Origin of the sequence: Niastella soli (genome assembly GCF_017742245.1) — a bacterium.
Taxonomy (GTDB): domain Bacteria; phylum Bacteroidota; class Bacteroidia; order Chitinophagales; family Chitinophagaceae; genus Niastella; species Niastella soli.
Window position 1 is genome coordinate 364,922 of sequence record NZ_JAGHKO010000010.1, and the last position, 18,433, is coordinate 383,354.

An 18,433-nucleotide genomic window follows, 5' to 3' on the forward strand; every position below is an offset into this window, starting at 1 on the left:
AACTTTAAATGGTTTGAATAGCCTGTTTCATGTCTCTCAATTTATTTTTTGCAGCTTCCAGGCATTTGTATTTCTGGTTCTTTGCCGTGTTTTCTGAGCTGTACCCCATTTTGGCTGCAATGTCTTTTAGCTTCATACCGCCGTTATAAAAGAGTAATAATACTTCCCGGCAACGCTCCCCTAATTCCCGAACTACTTTTTCAGCCAGGCCGATGCGGGCTTCCTCTTCTACCCAGCCCTCCCATTGTTGCTCTTCCATCGTGCTCAAACCACTTTCAAAATCAAGTACCGATTGTTTTTTTCTTTTCTTCAATTCGTCTTTCCAAAGAAAACGACAAACACTAAACAGGTAGGTGCTTAATTGAGCGTGGAGAACAAATTCCGTTTCTTTGACCTTTCTGCATAAAATGATCAGGGCTTCCTGGAAAACATCCTCTGCATCCTGGGCATTGCCGCCTTTCAACCGGATCATCTTACGTACGGCCGGAAAGTTCTTATACAGTGCCAACAGGGCCTGATCGTGCTTGTTTAACCCAATCAATTCTATAATCCTTTGATCCTGCATGTATGAATCTTTATGTAATGAATGGTCAAAATAATAAAAGGTCACCCCGGGATGGGTACATTTTTGAAAAATACCCTAAAATCCGCCCAGATGCAACCCAAATAAAAAAGGTCCTCCTGGCATCAGGAGGACCTTTCATATATACCTGTAAGTTGTTTATTTCACTCTGATGACCCCTTCCGTAATTATGGGGAATTTGGTGAAGGCAGAGCCTTCATAACCGGGTACAATCAATTTCTCATCATTCACCAGCGTTTGCATCTTTTGCATGGCCTTTATATAACCATTGGCATCGAAGGTGCGGAACGCAGGCGCTGGCGTTACAAAATCGGAGTTGTAATAGATCCAGATATTGTCTGAAGCAAGTGCCATATTGCCCACGCTTGTTTTTACCAATGCATATTGTGGTAACGATGGTTTTCTTGAACCGGGGAACATTTTCAATCCCTGAATGATCTCTTTATTATATCCTTCAAACAGCGTTACCCGGCCGGCACCATGCACATCTACCAGCTTTTTCACTTCCTTTCTGTTGAACTCGCCGTTTACGCCACCTTTTTGCCAGGCCGTAGTAGTGAAGTAATTGTAATCATCTTTCTGCACCCATACCTGGGCGTTGGGAAACAGATCGATACTGCTAATATGGTCCAGGTGCTGGTAGCTTAGGATAATATCTGTGACTTCCTCCCGTTTCAACATCAGCTTTTGCAGCGTAGAATCGGGCCGCAGGTCATCGATCACATCAAAATTCTTCGCTGATTCCACACTATACAAATAGCCCGCATCCATTAAAATATATTTCCCATTCCCCTTGATCAGCCAGATCATGAAATCAACGCTTACACTGTCTTTTTCATGTGCCGTGTAAGTAGAATCATTCATTATAGATGAATACTTTAATGCATATACTTCATATTGAGTGGAGGTTTGGGAAATAGCAAGGCAGGAAATGACCAATCCCAATAAAACTAGACTTAGTTTTTTCATAGTACTGATTAAATGATTTTAATGGGCAGGCAGATCGCTATGATACTTTATACACAACAAAATTACTAATTACACCCAATAAGCAAAAAAAGAGTCCCGACTTTGTCGGGACCAGTACCGTTATACACTATGTTATTTTATTGTGTCGGGATGATTTATTTTTTACCCACATTTACTTTTTTACCGGAGGACTTTGTATGGATCCTAATGACTGTTAATGAACTTGGCGGTGCCTGGTAAGTAAAAGATTTATTTACAGTAATATTCGATGTTTTCGGTGTTATATTTTGGGTACTCTCACAACTGTTCTCGGCATCGGGGTCGCCGCTCAACAGGGTAACCACTGCGTTTGTATTCAATGCGCCCAATCCAGACAGGTTTATTTTTGCAGATAGGTTAATGGAATCCCTGTTTACTATTTTTAGAATAACATCGCCAGTTTTGCTATCCTTTACACAGGAAGCTGCAAAAGTTTTAGCAGTGTCTGCTACATTGGCAGTGATAACATTGGGATAATATAAATCCCCTTCATTATTGGTGAACAGCTTTTGCGCATAATAATTTATTGTGGGACATATTTGTGTTCCGGTAAAATAGATCAGGTTGGGATTCCATTGGGTATGCCCCTTACGGCCTAATAATGGCGCATAGGAAGCAAACAATACCACATCACCATTACGCTCCAGCGAGGTCATGTATAATGCTTCTGCCAGAGCGGAACGCAACGTATTCCTGCGTTTCACATCATGTGCGGCATACTCTCCTACATATACTTTTGAAGCGGCACGGGCGTAATTATCATAACGTTTAAGGTTATTGATAAACCATTCTGGTTTTTCATAATAATGCTCATCAACCATGTCCACTTTTACTTCGTTTGCAAAATTCCAACCCAGATCGTAGTCTTCGCCGGAATGAAAAGGGCCTGTTGTGCCAATAATAGTTATCTCGGGATGTTTGGCATGAACTACCTCATAGATCATTTTAAAACGCTCTTTAAAAACCGGCGTGATCTTGTCTTCATTGCCGATCCCTATATACTGAAGGTGAAATGGTTCGGGATGACCAGCCGCTGCGCGTTTAGCCCCCCACGTTGTTGTAGACGCGCCATTGGCCCACTCTATCAGGTCAAGCACATCCTGGATGTACACTTTCATCTCGGCTTCAGACAATCCCTTTTGTCCTGTGCCGCCAATACGCCAGGTACCACCCGAGTTCTGGCAGCTAACACCTGCTGCTACAACTGGTAATGGTTTGGCTCCAATATCTTCACAAAACTGGAAATATTCAAAATAGCCCAAACCAACAGACTGGTGGTAACTCCAGATATTTCTTTGCTCAATGCGTTGCTCTAATGGCCCAATGGTGTTTTTCCACTGATACATATTGCCCAATCCATCGCCATGTACCAGGCAGCCGCCGGGGAAACGCATGAATTTCGGTTGCAGATCGGCAATAGTCTGCGCCAGATCAGCACGTAAACCATTAGAGCGGTCCTTAAATGTTTTTTGCGGGAACAGGGAGAGCATATCCAGCGCTATTTTACCGGTCGCTTTCGCAACAATTACCAACATGGCGCTGTCATCGCTTTGGGTGGCGGTCAATGTAGCGGTATATTTTTTCCAGTCTTTTGAATCGGTATTGATAGTAGCTTCATTAGTGAGGTTTCCTTTTTTGCTTCGCAACTGCACTGTTACCGGGATCGCATTTGCCGTGAGTTGTTTTGCAAAAAGAGAAAAATTGTATTGTTCGCCAGCCTTTATTACAATGCCATCAAAACCGGTATTGTTCAACCCTACGCCATCCCGGCCTGTTTCTTCTATATTCAATACTACGTAATGCGGGTTATTGGAATGGACCGGTGAGCTGGTCTCAACAGAAATGGTCCCATACGAAAACCCTTCCTTGGTAAATTGCCAGGCGGTCAGGGAATTCCAGTCGCGTTTGTCGCTGGCACTGTATTCAAATGACCGGTTCTGAATTAACTCTGCATACAAACCGCCGTCAGCCGCGTAGTTAATGTCTTCAAAGAAAATACCAAAGAGGTTGGGACTTATGGCTTTGGCGGCCGAAGGGCTTTTGGTTTTTACGAGTTGCTGGTCCATTTGGGCCTGAACCACCACACCCATGCAAACAAAAATACATACAAGAAAGCAGGTCAGTCTTTTCATACAGCAAGTGTTTAATCGTATAATTGACACTAAATGTACGGAAAAAGCTGCAAGCCAAAAGCCTATACTACGTTTGCGCCAGTATTACCGACTGATTAATGCCGTCTGCCATTTGCTGTCTGCCATCTGCCGTCTGCCATCTGCCGTCTGCCATCTGCCGTTCTTTAATTTATTTTCTCAGCCCGCATTTCCTCATCGCCGTTACGGATGATCAGGGTAACAACAACCCCCTGCTGGTCCCGGCCAAAACGAACCGTCGTACCCGGCTCAGAATAAATAAAAAAGGTATCCTCCGATTCAAAATACACCCGCGAAAAGGGATTTCCATTCGTGCTGAGATAAAGATTGCCGTCTTCCTGCTTAAAAGTTACTGTAGCATTATTGATTTTGTATTTCCCCACATACTCTTTCAATTTGTTGGTATCGGGGTATATTACTGTTTTTATTTTCGGTTTATAAAAGTCTTTCCATTGATAAACGGCGGCCACACTGTTGATGATCTCGGGAATGATACTGTACTCATCGCTATTTGTCATAATTACCAGGCCGTTCCCATCATCCATACTGGCAACATACTCGCATTTATATCCAACATTAGAACCACCATGCCTGAAATAATGGATCCCGCCGCGATTATCTGTCATTACACCCAACGCTGATGACTTATTACCAAAGGGTGTGACCATGGTAGTGGTCATTTCTTTTGATAAGATCTTATTTGACTTCCCTTGTAATGACAGCTGCATTTCAATGATAAAATGGCCAAGGTCTTCCGGCGTTGTCCACAAACCATCAGGCGCCTGTTCAGGATAAATATTGAATTTACCGGGCATCGCTCCGGCCATGGTATAACCGGCTGCCAATTGTGAACTGATCTTCGGAGAGGGCGGCTGCGTAAAGCTGCTGTGCTCCATGCCAAGTGGTTTAAGCACGAATTTTTCCATATACTTATCATAGTCCATACCGGTATTATCTATGATCACTTTCTTGGTGATCATGGTACCGCCACCGGAATATTCCATTTTTTTACCAGGCTCAGCAAAACTTCTTACAGCAGGTGAATTGGAAGGTCTTTTGCCATCGAGTATTTCATTATCTGTAGGAATAGTATCCTTGTAAGTATATCCCATGAAACCATGCACACCTAATCCCGCCGTATGGCTCAACAGATGCGCCAGCGTTATTTTCTTTTGTTGCGTAAAGGAGTCTGAGGGAAATTTCCAACTGCGCAGGTAATTATTTACATCACCGTTCAGGTCCAGCTGTTTTTTATCAACCAGGCGTAAGACCCCAAGCGCGTTTAGCGATTTGCTGATGGAAGCGGCCTGGAATCTGGTAGTGGTAGTTACCTTCCGTTGATCGGCAGAATCGGCCAATCCATATCCACGCACCCAATCTATCTTGTAATCTTTAATTACAGCAATACTGACACCCGGTACGCGGTAATAAACCATCCGGTCAGCAAGCGTCCACAAGCTGCTGTCTTTAAATTGCACCCAACTGGCCAAACTCGTTTCCACTTTTCTTATCCTGTCTTCCACTTCTTTTGAATAAACCGGTTTTGATTGCCCTAACGTATTGGCATAAATTATGATCTGCCCTATTAATAACAGATAGTACTTATACATTATGGTTAATATTTTATAAAAAGATAAGGAAAATATTCCTTCAGACGCCAGAAAGCGGTTACAGGTTACAGCTCATTCCCCCATAAAAAAACCTGGTAAACCGAGGCCGCCAAAGCGACATCAATTTACCAGGCTATATTAATCAGTTAACTCGTTAACTTATCAAGCCACCAGCTTAATACCCAAATAACTCTTCGAGGGTCAGCGTCTTCACTTCACCGATCGTCTTCAGGTCATCGAGTTTGATCTTTTTATCTGAAGCCACTACACAATACGTATAAGGCTTGCCGCTGATCTGTTCCTTATGCATCTTTTGAACATCTTCCAGTTTAAGGGCAGACAGGGCCGCATATTCATCTTTACGGAAATCACCTTTCCAACCTTTTTGCTGGGCAGTCAAATAAGCATCGATAATACCTTCCTTGGTGATCCGTTTGGTTTCCAGGTCTTTTTTGAAACCTGTTTTGGCCAGTTCGAACCGTTGTTCAGATGCTGGCAGTTCGGTCAGTAATTCATTCATGCCTTTGATGGCCTCATTCATTTTATCGGCCTGACAACCTACATACGCCATCATATAAAAAGGATTTTCCTTTTTAGAAGGTGTATTGTACATAGCATAAGTTGAATAAGCCAGCGCTTTTGACTCCCGGATGGTTTGAAATACAACGGAACCCATACCGCCACCAAAGTAGTTATTGAATACATTCACCACTACTTCCTTATTAGCATCGTAACCCACATCGTTCCTTATCCAGGCAATTTCACTTTGCACCATATCGTAATTGGTGAACAACAACTGGTTGGCAGTTTGGACCGCTGGTGTAAAATTCACTTTTGCAGGATAAGCTTTAAAACTGGCTGGCAACGTATGCAATTTGGCAATGGTATTTTTAAAATTATCATTGGCAAGTGGGCCATAATACATGATGCGGTGTTTGTACTGCATCAGGCTGTGCAACTCGTTCACCAGGTCAGTTGCTTTTAACTGATCGATCTCTGCATCGCTTAATGCGGAATTGAACGGATTTTTAGCGCCATAGCGGGCATAGGAGATCAGCCCCTGCAAGATGCTTTGTTTATTGGCTTTGGCATTGGCCCTTGCTTTCATTACCCGCGATTTCAATGCTGCCAATGCAGCCTCATCGGGTTTACAATTGGCCAGCACCTCTTCAAACAAACCCACCGCTTTTTCGAAATTCTCCTGCAATCCACTTATTACAACGGTGGTCATTTCATTGCTGGCGCTGATGTTGAAGTTACAGGCAATATTGTAAAATGATTTACTGATCTGCTCTGCAGAATATTTATCAGTGCTTAAAAACTGCAGATAGGAGGTAGCCAGGGGCAACAACTTATTATTCCAGGTGCCCATATCGAACTGATAGTACAAAGTGAACAGCTCGTTCGATTTATTCTGCACGTATAATACATCAGCGATGCCATTTTTTGAAAGGTTGATATCCTTTTCGTAATCCAGCCACAGCGGTTGAATATCACCCACGGCAATAGCTTCCATCTTCTTTACATAATCAGATGATTTGCCGGCATTGGTCTCAATGGGTGTAATGGCTGGCTTTTCTACTTTTACGATACTTTTATCCGTGCCGATCCTTTTATAGAGCAGCACATAGTTTTTATCGTTCAGGTATTTATTTACCGTAGCTACCAGTTCGGTCTTGGTAACTTTAGCCATATCATCGAGGTACGACACCTGTTTATCCCATTGCATGCAACGGTTCTTGATAAATGCATCCATTAACTGTTGTGCACTGCTGGTACTATTATCGAGCGCCTGCAACAGGTCTAACTTGGTATTGGCCACTATGGCTTTGATCATGCTTTCATCGAAATCACCTTTTTTCAACAGCTCCAGTTGACCCATCAACAGGTCTTTCACGTCTTCCAGCTTCTGACCCTGTTTCGGCATACCAGCCATTATAAACACCCCATAGTCTTTATATTGCATCAAGCCAGCCTGTGTACCCTGAGCTTTCTGTTGCATATTCAGGTTCAGATCGAACAAACCAACTTTCCCGTTCGATAATATGGATGATGCCAGGTCCAGCACCATGGCTTCGTGGGCACTGGCGGCAGGAGTACGGAAACAAATACGCATGTTCTCGGCAGAAGGTCCAAAGATCTCTTTCACAACAGGGGCTGTAATAGGCTTCTCGGGTGCGCTCTTATATTCCTGTACAGGTTTGGCTTGCATATAGCCAAATGTCTGCTCTACTTTTTTGATCATTGCATTTGGATCAAAATCGCCCGACAAAATAATCCCCATGTTATTGGGCACGTAGTATTTGTTGTAGTAGTTCCTGATGGCAATTAAAGAAGGGTTCTTTAAATGTTCAATGGTGCCAATAGTTGATTGCTGTCCATAGTTATGCGTGGGGAACAGCCCTGCCATCATGGCTTCCTGCATTTTGGCGCCATCATTATCAAGCGAGCGGTTCTTTTCTTCATATACGGCTTCCAGCTCAGTATGGAACAGGCGGAACACCGGTTTGCGGAAACGTTCTGCCTGAACGGCCAGGAATTTATCAACTGCATTGGATGGAATGTCTTCTTCATAAACAGTTTCCTCCACCCAGGTATGGGCATTGGTCTTTTGCGAACCAATATTGCTCATTAACTTATCATATTCGTTAGCTATGGCAAAATGCGAAGCAACGCCGGAAATACTGTCTATTTTGTGATAGATGGCTACACGGGCAGCAGAATCTTTGGTAGCGCCATATTGCTCGTATAAGGCATCGATCTTATCTAAATACGGTTTTTCTTTTGCCCAGTCGAGCGAGCCATATTTATCGGTCCCTTTAAACAACAGGTGCTCGAGGTAATGGGCCAACCCAGTATGATCTTTGGGGTCGTTGTTGCTGCCGGTGCGCACCGCCATGCGATATACAACACGTGGCTCTTTGTGATTAACAGTTAAAATGACCGATAATCCATTCTTCAGGGTATAAAACCTGGTTTGCATGGGGTCATTGGTCACATATTTATAGGTGTAGCCACCAGCAGACGCCTGTTTCCACTGGAATTTGTTTTGGGCCATACTTTCACAGGCTGCCGAAAGGAGCAATAAGAGTGCAAAAACCTTGTTGAATTGCATAATACGTGGTTTACATCATTTTTTTTGCTGAAAAACGGAGGGGGAATCATGTAGTCAAAAGCATGCCTCAATTGCCAGCGGGTTGAACAAAAAGTTTAGACTATTGGTAAAACGGGTCTAAGGCTGCAAGTATCCCCTGAAAGCCACACTTTTTTGCCGAAAACTGTATAACTGGTTTATATCACATACGAACGGTTTGCGTAGGCCGGCACCCCGCATAAAAAACCGGCATTAGGGCTAAGTCTTTGATCCTGGTCAACTTTTAGTTTGGCTTGATAGCATTGTTGTGGGGAGCTCTGAGTATGCGCTGGAGACTCCGGTAGTATGACCACTTCCTGACCACTTCCAGGCAACTACGCTACATTCTGACGGCCACCCAACTATTCTTTGCCAGCCGGCTGTTACCGATAATAGCCTGAATTAAAATCACAGGAACCAGATCGAACTGCATCTATACCGATATAGAAACCTAATGCGCCCACGATCCCGACAAATTCCCCTCTCTATTCATTTTGGCGGCAAGACGTTTTCTCTAACGTTATAGCAAAAGTGATGCTAATTGCCAGCCACGCGATCTAACGCAAAAACACATCCTAAGGATCAGGTTGAAAAGTTGGGGAATTTAAACACAACTGCTTAATATGGTGATAAAAGCATAATAAAAACCGGGCAGGACCCTAGTCAGACATAGTGCAGATCCTAGTGATATATATCACTTATATACTAAATATCCCACCGAACGGCAAGGAAAATCCCACAAAAATGCCACTGAGCAGTGGCGTTTTGGTGGCATTTCGGTGGCGTTTCAGTGGCGTTTTTAGGCGGGAAATGGCCTGTAGGACTACATCTGGAGAGAATCTGACTGGAAGTAAACTGCAGGATGACCAGGACTTAACATGGTTTCGGTATAGATATACACCTATTTCGGTGACATCTAAGCGATAATAGGCCTAAAAAGCCTTTGATTGCGCCGAATGGAGATTATTCTTACTAAGGTAAAATAAGGGCCAGAATGGTTTCTTATAATGCTACAGGCAGGTTGTGCCAGGACAGTCCATATCTTTTAAAAACCAAGGTTTACCATTGCCAGTAAGTGGGGCTTAATTGCCGCACCGGATATTCCAGACCGTAAAAATTTAATCCCCATTCCTCAACAACTCCCATCCCAACCGCCTGAGCCGCCCGCAATTGCCTTCCATATTGCATTAGTATCATGCTGGGTTTAAGCACATCATTGTTCGGGATTTCTTCGGGTCTCTCTAAGGGAAACACCCGGTTTTCATTGGGAAAAGCCGAACAAGACCCGAACAAACCCCAGCGTCCTCCCGGCCCATACCCGAAGCAATTCCCCCCGCATAACCTTCGCATACAGCTGTTTTTTTGACTGGCATAAGGTTGTAGTGTTGATAAATTATCCAGCTGACTGGAAAATCAGGTTTCGCATTTGTTTGTTATTAAGTTCGTAAGACCTGTTGCCTGTTGCGCCTTTTTGCACTCTTTGAACTTTTGTTAAATGATATTATTAGTCAGCGATGCAGAAACGTGAAAACCAGCAATTAAAAAGCAAAAAAATTACAGGGCGGTGCATCAGGAAGTGTTGAAGAAGTTATCTTAGCATTTGCACAAATTTTGTTCGGTTTGGGTATATAACAGAAAGGAAGAAGATCGATCATTAATTCATTCAATTTTTCAATTATGAGGCTATACAGTGTAATGGCTATTTTGTTTTCTTTAATGCTGGGATCAGAAGTAGAAAGTAAGAAGCCGGAGGCACCCACTGCCTACGCCCCCCGGCCTACTGTCCAGATCATAACAGGTGCTGATCAAACTGATAAATACCTTCCGCTTCTCAAAAATAAACGGGTAGCAATTCTGGCCAACCCTACTACCATCATTGGCAAAAGACACCTGGTAGATAGCCTTATAAACCGCGGGGTAAAATTCGTAAAAGCATTTGGTCCCGAACATGGCTTCAGGGGTAAGGCCAGTGCCGGGATCCATGTAACTGATGAGACCGATTCAGCTACCGGCATTCCAATCATTTCTTTATATGGTTCTAAAAGAAAACCAACAGAAGCCGATCTGGCCGATGTTGATATAATGATCTTCGACGTACAGGATGTGGGTTGCCGTTTTTATACCTATATCAACGTGCTGCGGGATGTGATGGAAGCCTGCGCTGAAAACAATAAAGAACTGTTGATCCTCGACCGGCCCAATCCCAATGGCTACCTGGTGGATGGCCCTATTCTCGATATGAAAAACAAATCCGGTATCGGGCAGTTTCCTATTCCCATTGCCCATGGCATGACCATTGCCGAATTTGCCAAAATGATCAACGGCGAAGGCTGGCTGCCCGGCAAAAAAACCTGTAAGCTCACCATTATTCCAGTAAAGAATTACAAACATGATATGGACTATGTGCTGCCGGTAAAACCTTCTCCCAATTTAAATACACAGCAAAGCATTCTATTATATCCATCTACCTGTTTGTTTGAAGGGGTTGCCGTTAACCTGGGTCGCGGCACCCAATTTCCCTTTACCATTTTGGGCGCGCCGGTGTTAAAAGACAAATACTCCTTTTCTTTTACTCCGGTTAGCATTCCGGGCATGAGTGAAACCCCGTTATATATGAATGAAGTTTGTTACGGGATCGATCTGCGCAAATATGATGTATCAAAACTCCGCAAAACCAAAAGGATCAATATTGAATGGATGATTGAATTATATAACGCATTTCCTGATAAAGCCCGGTTCTTTGACCGGTCTATCAGCAAACAGATCGGTAATATCGATTACCTGGCCGGCGTTTCCGAATTCAAAAAACAGATCATGGAAGGCAAATCAGTAAAAGAGATCCAGGACTCCTGGGAACCGGGCCTGTCGCAATATAAACAGATGCGGAAGAAGTATTTGTTGTACCCGTAAGATCAGGAGCAATTAACAATAAACAAGTATCTGGGAATATAACAGCCAAAGTAAGAAGTAGGAAGTAGGAAGTATGAATATCTGCATTTCCTACTTCTTACCTCCTACTTCCTACCTCTTACTTCCTTCGGTCGCCGAAGCCTTGGCGCAGGTGACCTACCTCCTTCCCATATCAACATAATCAACGCTATCAACTCCGCCTTGTTAGCTGATCAACAGGTTAACTGGTCAACCTCCAATCTCTTATCTCTTACCTCCTACCTCCTACCCTCCCCCAGCTTATTTTTTCTTTCCTTCATTTTTTTTCTCTAACTTAATAGAGGAAAATTAACGATTGCCATTATCACAAGCTGACCTTATTATTCCGTTCCCTGCGAACTTAAATACATTGCCATATGCAACTAGCAGGGAAACATGTGTTACATGCAGCGCCACCCAAAGTTTGGGCGACCCTGATGAACAAAGATACCCTTGCCCGGGTAGTGCCCGGCATTTCCCATCTTGAAGAAACCGGTGATCATACTTATAAATCAACGCTCGACATAAAGTTGGGTCCCGTCAATGGCTCCTTTACCGGCAACCTGCAGCTGGATGATCTGCAGGAGCCAAGCAGCTTTACACTAAAAGGTCAACAAAACAGTAAAATAGGCAATGCCAATGCCGCCATTAAGATCAACCTACTACCCGTAGGCACTAATGATACAGAGATCGCCTTTGAAGGTGATGTAAAATTGAGCGGCATGCTGGCTTCGCTGGGGCAACGGGTCATGGGTGGGGTATCTAACACGCTCAGCAAACAATTTTTTGCAAACCTGGAAAAGGAACTCAACAACACGACCGCTTAAAAATATATTGTTCAAATACTAAACCAACAAACTACATGAGTACCAGGATCAATGTTACTGTAAACGGTTTGCAATACAGTCATATGGTTGAACCCCGGCTACTACTGGTCAACTACTTACGCGATGTATTGCGGCTAACAGGCACCCATGTGGGCTGCGATACCAGCAGTTGTGGCGCCTGCACTATACATGTAAATGGCAAAGCAACCAAATGCTGTACGCTGCTGGCTGTTCAGGCCGATGGTTGCGAAATAACCACCATTGAAGGATTGTCGCACAACGGCGAATTGCATCCGCTGCAGGAAGGGTTTAATGAATGCCATGGACTGCAATGTGGTTTTTGTACGCCAGGGATGATCATGATGGCTGCAGACCTGCTGCAACACAATCCACAACCAACGGAAGAGTCTATTCGCCATGCATTGGAAGGAAACTTCTGTCGCTGTACGGGGTATCAGAATATTGTAAAATCAGTTCAGTACGCTGCGGAGAAGATGAAGATGAGCGAAGCGGTACACTGAATGGGCCGAAATAAGAAGTAAGAAGTAGGAAGTAGGATGTACGAAGTGCCAGGTCTGAACCTCCAAATTCATTTACATTAACAATAACCTAATTACATTATATGAGCACCAATGGATTAATAGGCCGGTCCGTAAAACGGGTTGAAGATAAACGGTTCACTACTGGCCATGGAAATTATACCGACGACATTATTCTACCCCAGCAAACCTACGCGGTGTTTGTGCGAAGCCAGTATGCCCATGCACGGATCGTGCGTGTTGATACCAGTGTGGCCAGGGCCATGCCGGGCGTAATAGCCATTTTTACCGGTGCCGACCTGGCTAACGTAAATGGCGTTCCCTGCGGCTGGCAGGTGAATTTCAAAAACGGCGATACCATGAAGGAACCCAAACATCCCCTGCTGGTGGCCGACAAAGCCCGGCATGTAGGCGATGCTATTGCCATTGTTATCGCTGAATCAAAAGACCAGGCTACCGATGCCGCCGAAGCAGTAGAAGTGGAATTGGAAGAACTGCCTTGCGTGGTGGATGCTTATAAAGCCGTGCAACCCGGCGCTGCCCTGGTACATGACGACGTGCCTAATAATAAAAGTTTTGACTGGGCCCTTGGCAATCCGTTGGAAGAGGTGAAAGAAGCCATGGACAAAGCCACGCATGTGACCACCCTTGAATTCGTGAACCAACGCCTGGTGCCAAATGCCATTGAGCCACGCAGCTATAATAGTTCATATGATCCGGTTTCGGAAAAATATACCCTGTATACCAGTTCACAAAACCCCCACCTGATCCGTTTACTGATGTGCGCTTTCGTATTGGGTATCCCTGAACATAAAGTGCGCGTGGTGAGCCCTGATGTAGGGGGCGGTTTTGGCAGTAAGATCTTTCATTATACCGAAGAAGCTTTGCTTACCTGGTGTAGCAAGCAACTAAACCGTCCGGTAAAATGGACATCAGAAAGAAGTGAAAGTTTCTTGCTCGACGCACATGGCCGCGATCATGTTACCAAAGCTGAAATGGGTTTTGATGAGGAAGGAAAGATCGTGGCGCTGCGAGTAAAGACCTACGCCAATCTCGGTGCTTATTTATCAACATTCAGCAGTTGCATACCCACCTATTTACATGGCACCCTGCTGCAAGGCCTATATACCACCCCTAAAATAAATGTTGATGTAACTGCTGTTTTCACTAATACCACCCCGGTAGATGCCTACCGCGGCGCCGGTCGTCCGGAAGCTACCTACTTACTGGAACGGTTGATCGACCTGGCTGCCCTGGAAATGGACGTTGACCCGGCCGACCTGCGTTTTAGAAATTTTATTCCACCATTTGATGGCGTACAACAACCCGGTTATCAAACCCAGGTAGCGCTGCAATACGACAGCGGCAACTATGAGGGTGTTTTAAAGAAAGGGTTGGAAATGGTGAATTATCCCGAAGTACGCCGTGCTCAACAGGAAGCCGCCCACAATGGTAAACTGGTGGGCATTGGCTTCTCTACGTATATTGAAGCCTGTGGCATTGCGCCATCGGCTGTTGTAGGCTCACTCGGTTGCCGGGCCGGTTTGTTTGAAGTGGGCCAGGTTCGCGTACAACCTACCGGCAAGGTTAGCGTATACACCGGCTCACATTCGCATGGCCAGGGCCATGAAACCACTTTTGCCCAGATAGTGGCCGATAAGTTAGGCATTAATCTTACAGACGTGGAAGTGGTGCATGGCGACAGCGACAGCGTAGCTTTTGGAATGGGTACTTATGGATCACGCAGCCTGGCAGTTGGCGGCAGCGCGATCATGAAAAGCATCGAAAAGATCATTGAAAAGGGAAAGAAGATAGCCGCCCATAAACTCGAAGCCAGTGCTGATGATATTGAATTCGCATCGGGCAAGTTCACCGTGAAAGGCACTGATAGATCAATCGGGTTTGGGGAAATAGCGCTCACCGCCTATGTGCCGCATGTGTATCCCAAAGACCTGGAACCGGGTCTTGACTTCAGCAGCTTTTATGATCCCGCCAATTTCACGTATCCATTTGGCTGTCATATTGCCGTAGTGGAAGTTGATAAAGAAACCGGCAAGGTATCGTTAAAACGCTTTGTGGCGGTAGACGATGTGGGCAATGTGATCAATCCCATGATCGTAGAGGGACAGATCCATGGTGGTGTGGTACAGGGTATTGGCCAGGCACTGTTTGAAGGCGCCGAATACGACGAGAACGGACAACTCACCAATGGTTCGTATATGGATTACTGCATGCCAAGGGCCGATGACCTGCCGATGTTTGAGACTGCCAGTCAGGTAACACCCTGTCCTCACAATCCATTAGGCGTGAAAGGCGCCGGCGAGGCTGGTACCATTGGCAGCGCACCTGCTATTGTCAATGCCGTGATAGATGCCCTGTGGAGCGGTGGTCATAAGGTAAAGGATATTCGTATGCCGCTTACCTCAGAGCGCGTGTGGAGGGCGATGAATGAGTTGATCAGTTGACCATTTGATCAGGTTGATAGGGTCGATAGAGTTGATAAGGAATCACGTTCCCGTTTGACAGCCTGTCCCGACTTGTCGGGATTTCACGATTCACCATTGCCTATTTCCCATTGCCTTTTCACGTCTGCCGATTCACGATTCACGATTTACAAAAACCTTAATTAATAAGCATTATGATCCCAGTTGCATTTGACTATGAAAAAGTAAAAACAGTAGAAGAAGCCATTGCCGCTTTATCGGGCGACGATCTCAAAATACTGGCCGGTGGCCATAGCCTGATACCTGCCATGAAGCTGCGGTTAAGCCGGCCGGGTAAACTGATTGATATTGGCGGTATTACCGCTTTAAAAGATATAAAAGAAGAAGATGGGGAGATTGTGATCGGCGCCGGCGCTACCCATGCAGATATCATGTATCATAACCTTATCAGAACACACCTGCCCTTCTTCACAGAAGGTGCTGCCACGATTGGCGATATGCAGGTCCGTAATTGGGGGACCATTGGAGGCAGTCTGGCGCATGCCGATCCGGCTGCAGACTGGCCGGCCATGGTGCTGGCAGCCGACGCCACCATTGAGATGCAGGGAGTCAAAGGAAGACGCAACATAAAAGCCACTGAATTCTTTACCGGACTGTTTGCAACCGTGCTGGAACCGAATGAGCTTATCACAGCCGTTCGCATTGCCATTCCACCTGATGGCACCAAAAGTACCTATCAAAAATTTGCCCAACCTGCTTCGCGGTTTGCGCTGGCCGCTTGTGCCGTTATGCGCTTTCCTGATGGCCGAACAAATATCGCCTTTACGGGTGTGGGGGACCATGCATTTCGTGATACTGGCGCTGAACAGGCAATAAGCGGAAAGGCAATCGATGATGCGTCTGTAGAAGCAGCCATGCTGGCTGCTTTACAAAATGTAGACGTAATGAGTGATCATTATGCATCGGAGCCCTACCGGAGGCATTTATCGAAGGTGTATTTGAAAAAAGCCCTGATGGCAGTGAAAAGCTAAAAGAGATCTAAGGTATAGTTTGACGCTCCAACTACACGATATACAATCCATGCTTCTTCAACAAGGGTATATCACTGACAGATCCGTGGCCATGTCAGTGTTCCTCTCGTTGCAGTTGAACAAGCCTTTGTTAATTGAAGGTCCGGCAGGCGTGGGCAAAACAGAGATCGCCAAAGTAATGGCCAATGCTTTGCAAACCGATCTTATTCGCCTGCAATGTTATGAAGGGCTCGATGCCACGCATGCCCTGTACGAATGGAATTACCAGCGGCAACTGTTGCACCTAAAAATGACAGAACACGATACCCACACCATTGATGAAAAAGAACGGACTATCTTCAGCGAACCCTTTCTGATGAAACGCCCTTTGTTACAGGCTATCACCCATACGCAACAACCTGTTCTATTAATTGATGAAGTTGACCGCAGCGACGAAGAGTTTGAAAGTTTTTTATTGGAAGTACTGAGCGACTGGCAGATCACCATCCCGGAAATAGGCACTATAAAAGCTACCCATATACCACAGGTAATACTTACTGGTAATAGGACCCGCGAATTAAGTGAAGCCCTGCGGCGCCGCTGTTTGTACCTGTATATCGACTATCCTGATTTTGAAAAAGAATGGCTGATCGTAAAAAATAAAGTCCCGGCCATCGATGCAAAGCTTAGTGAACAGATCACCCGGTTTATGCAGGAACTGCGAAAAATGAAACTGGAGAAAACACCAGGCCTTGCTGAAACGCTGGACTGGGCCATGGCCTTATCGGCGTTGCACATTGATCACCTCGATAAAACCATCATTGAACAAACGCTGGGTGTGGTGTTAAAAGAATGGCAGGATACAAGACAAGTGCAGCTCTCATTGAGTGAGCTACTTGAAAAAACAGGCATCAACCCAAAAGTGGAATTAACAGATCATAAGAGCCCGAAGTAGGAAGCAAGATGTAAGAAATGTCTTTATTTCATTAAAGATGAAAACGCGTTTAACGTCACTTTCCCAGAACATTATTATGTTTAGCCGCTACCTTCGGCAACATGGGTTTACCGTTGGTATAGAGGAAGAAACCCTTATTCTGAGATCGCTGGAACAATTTGATTACATCAGCCAGGAGTCGTTCTTTCTTTTGCTGAAAATGATCATCTGCCGTAGCAAAGCCAACCTCGATGACTTTGACAATCTCTTCCGCCAGTACTGGAAACAACTCGATCGTTTGTTGGATACCAAGCATAAAGAAGCAGCAAAAAAGAAAAAGCCGCCCACCCCCGAAGCGCAATTTGCACAGCTCAGTGCCTGGTTAAAAGGCAATCCCAAAAAAGAAACAGAAGAAACCGCCAGTTACAGCATCAGGGAATCATTAACACAAAAAGACTTTTCCGCCATACCCGACCATGAAGTAGCCGAGCTAATGAAAGCCATCCGCAGTTTATCGCGACGGCTGGCCGCCAAAGCCAACCGACGGTACGAACTATCGAACAGGGTCGATCTGCCCGATCTGCGGCAAACCTTACGAAAGAACCTGCGCCGGGGAGGTGAGTTGATCGACATCATACATCGCCGCCCCAAACGTAACCGCGTAAAACTATTAATGCTGTGCGATGTAAGCAAATCGATGGAATTGTACTCGAGCTTTCTGTTGCAGTTCTTATACGCTTTTCAACAGGTATACGCCCGGATGGAAACGTTTATCTTCAGTACCACACTGCAACGAATAACACCCATGCTGAAACAAAAATATTTCCAGGAAGCACTGGAATTACTCAGTACCGGAAACGAAGGCTGGAACAGTGGCACCCGCATCGGAGAATCCCTGAATGCGTTTATTACCGGCTATGGCAACAAATTGATCGACCCCAAAACTATTGTAATTATACTAAGTGATGGCTGGGACACGGGCAATATTGACCTCCTGAAAGAAAGCATGCACCAGATACACACCAAGGCCAAAAAGGTGATCTGGCTAAACCCGCTCGCCGGCTATGGTGCCTATAAACCGGAAGTTGCCGGAATGAAGGCGGCCATGCCCTTTATAGATGTGTTTGCCCCGGTTTATAATATTGCTAGTTTGAGAAGACTTGCGAAATGGATCTAAGCTGCTGAAATAAGAAGTAGGAAGTAAGAGGTAAGAAAATCAGCCCCTTCCTACTTCGTACCTCCTACCTCTTATTTCGTTTTCTTATAA

13 protein-coding genes are annotated in these 18,433 nt (G+C 45.1%); 7 read left to right on the top strand and 6 right to left on the bottom strand.

All coding sequences use genetic code 11. The annotated features are described in order from the left end of the window. Positions 1 to 4 precede the first annotated feature (4 nt). The 6 genes from J7I42_RS25790 to J7I42_RS25815 all read right to left on the bottom strand — a co-directional run bounded on the left by J7I42_RS25790 (position 5) and on the right by J7I42_RS25815 (position 9,834). Entirely contained in the window at positions 5 to 565 is a 561-nt protein-coding gene (locus J7I42_RS25790) for an RNA polymerase sigma factor (RefSeq protein ID WP_209141766.1), read from the bottom strand. A 156-nt stretch (positions 566 to 721) separates the two neighbouring features. Continuing rightward, positions 722 to 1,552, bottom strand: a complete 831-nt coding sequence (locus tag J7I42_RS25795) for an MBL fold metallo-hydrolase (RefSeq protein WP_209141767.1) — start codon at positions 1,550 to 1,552, stop codon at positions 722 to 724. 155 nt (positions 1,553 to 1,707) lie between these two features. Then, a complete protein-coding gene (locus tag J7I42_RS25800) occupies positions 1,708 to 3,723 on the bottom strand; it encodes an alpha-L-arabinofuranosidase C-terminal domain-containing protein (RefSeq protein ID WP_209141768.1) in 2,016 nt (671 codons plus the stop codon). A 164-nt stretch (positions 3,724 to 3,887) separates the two neighbouring features. After that, positions 3,888 to 5,351 (bottom strand): serine hydrolase domain-containing protein, encoded by a 1,464-nt coding sequence (locus tag J7I42_RS25805; RefSeq protein ID WP_209141769.1) that lies wholly within the window; start codon positions 5,349 to 5,351, stop codon positions 3,888 to 3,890. A gap of 175 nt (positions 5,352 to 5,526) precedes the next feature. Continuing rightward, positions 5,527 to 8,466 carry a M16 family metallopeptidase gene (locus tag J7I42_RS25810; RefSeq protein WP_209141770.1) on the bottom strand — a complete coding sequence of 980 codons (2,940 nt, stop codon included), beginning with the start codon at positions 8,464 to 8,466 and terminating at the stop codon, positions 5,527 to 5,529. A 1,077-nt stretch (positions 8,467 to 9,543) separates the two neighbouring features. Continuing rightward, complete coding sequence (locus J7I42_RS25815; protein WP_209141771.1) at positions 9,544 to 9,834, bottom strand: hypothetical protein; 291 nt, start codon at positions 9,832 to 9,834, stop codon at positions 9,544 to 9,546. 327 nt (positions 9,835 to 10,161) lie between these two features. On the opposite strand from J7I42_RS25815, the gene J7I42_RS25820 reads away from it, so the two are divergent. From J7I42_RS25820 to J7I42_RS25850, 7 genes are all read left to right on the top strand, one after another. After that, positions 10,162 to 11,394 (top strand): exo-beta-N-acetylmuramidase NamZ family protein, encoded by a 1,233-nt coding sequence (locus J7I42_RS25820; protein WP_209141772.1) that lies wholly within the window; start codon positions 10,162 to 10,164, stop codon positions 11,392 to 11,394. 395 nt (positions 11,395 to 11,789) lie between these two features. Further along, positions 11,790 to 12,239: a CoxG family protein gene (locus tag J7I42_RS25825; RefSeq protein ID WP_209141773.1), complete on the top strand. Its 450-nt coding sequence runs from the start codon at positions 11,790 to 11,792 to the stop codon at positions 12,237 to 12,239. A 35-nt stretch (positions 12,240 to 12,274) separates the two neighbouring features. Continuing rightward, the gene (locus tag J7I42_RS25830) at positions 12,275 to 12,760 is read left to right on the top strand and encodes a (2Fe-2S)-binding protein (protein ID WP_209141774.1); all 486 of its coding nucleotides are present in this window, start codon (positions 12,275 to 12,277) and stop codon (positions 12,758 to 12,760) included. Between the two features lie 101 nt (positions 12,761 to 12,861). Further along, the gene (locus tag J7I42_RS25835) at positions 12,862 to 15,243 is read left to right on the top strand and encodes a xanthine dehydrogenase family protein molybdopterin-binding subunit (protein WP_209141775.1); all 2,382 of its coding nucleotides are present in this window, start codon (positions 12,862 to 12,864) and stop codon (positions 15,241 to 15,243) included. 173 nt (positions 15,244 to 15,416) lie between these two features. Beyond that, entirely contained in the window at positions 15,417 to 16,253 is an 837-nt protein-coding gene (locus tag J7I42_RS25840) for an FAD binding domain-containing protein (RefSeq protein ID WP_209141776.1), read from the top strand. Positions 16,254 to 16,302: 49 nt separating this feature from the next. Next, positions 16,303 to 17,187, top strand: a complete 885-nt coding sequence (locus J7I42_RS25845) for an AAA family ATPase (RefSeq protein ID WP_209141777.1) — start codon at positions 16,303 to 16,305, stop codon at positions 17,185 to 17,187. 37 nt (positions 17,188 to 17,224) lie between these two features. After that, on the top strand, positions 17,225 to 18,343 hold the full coding sequence (locus tag J7I42_RS25850; RefSeq protein ID WP_209141778.1) for a vWA domain-containing protein: 1,119 nt from the start codon (positions 17,225 to 17,227) through the stop codon (positions 18,341 to 18,343). The last annotated feature ends 90 nt before the right edge of the window (positions 18,344 to 18,433 follow it).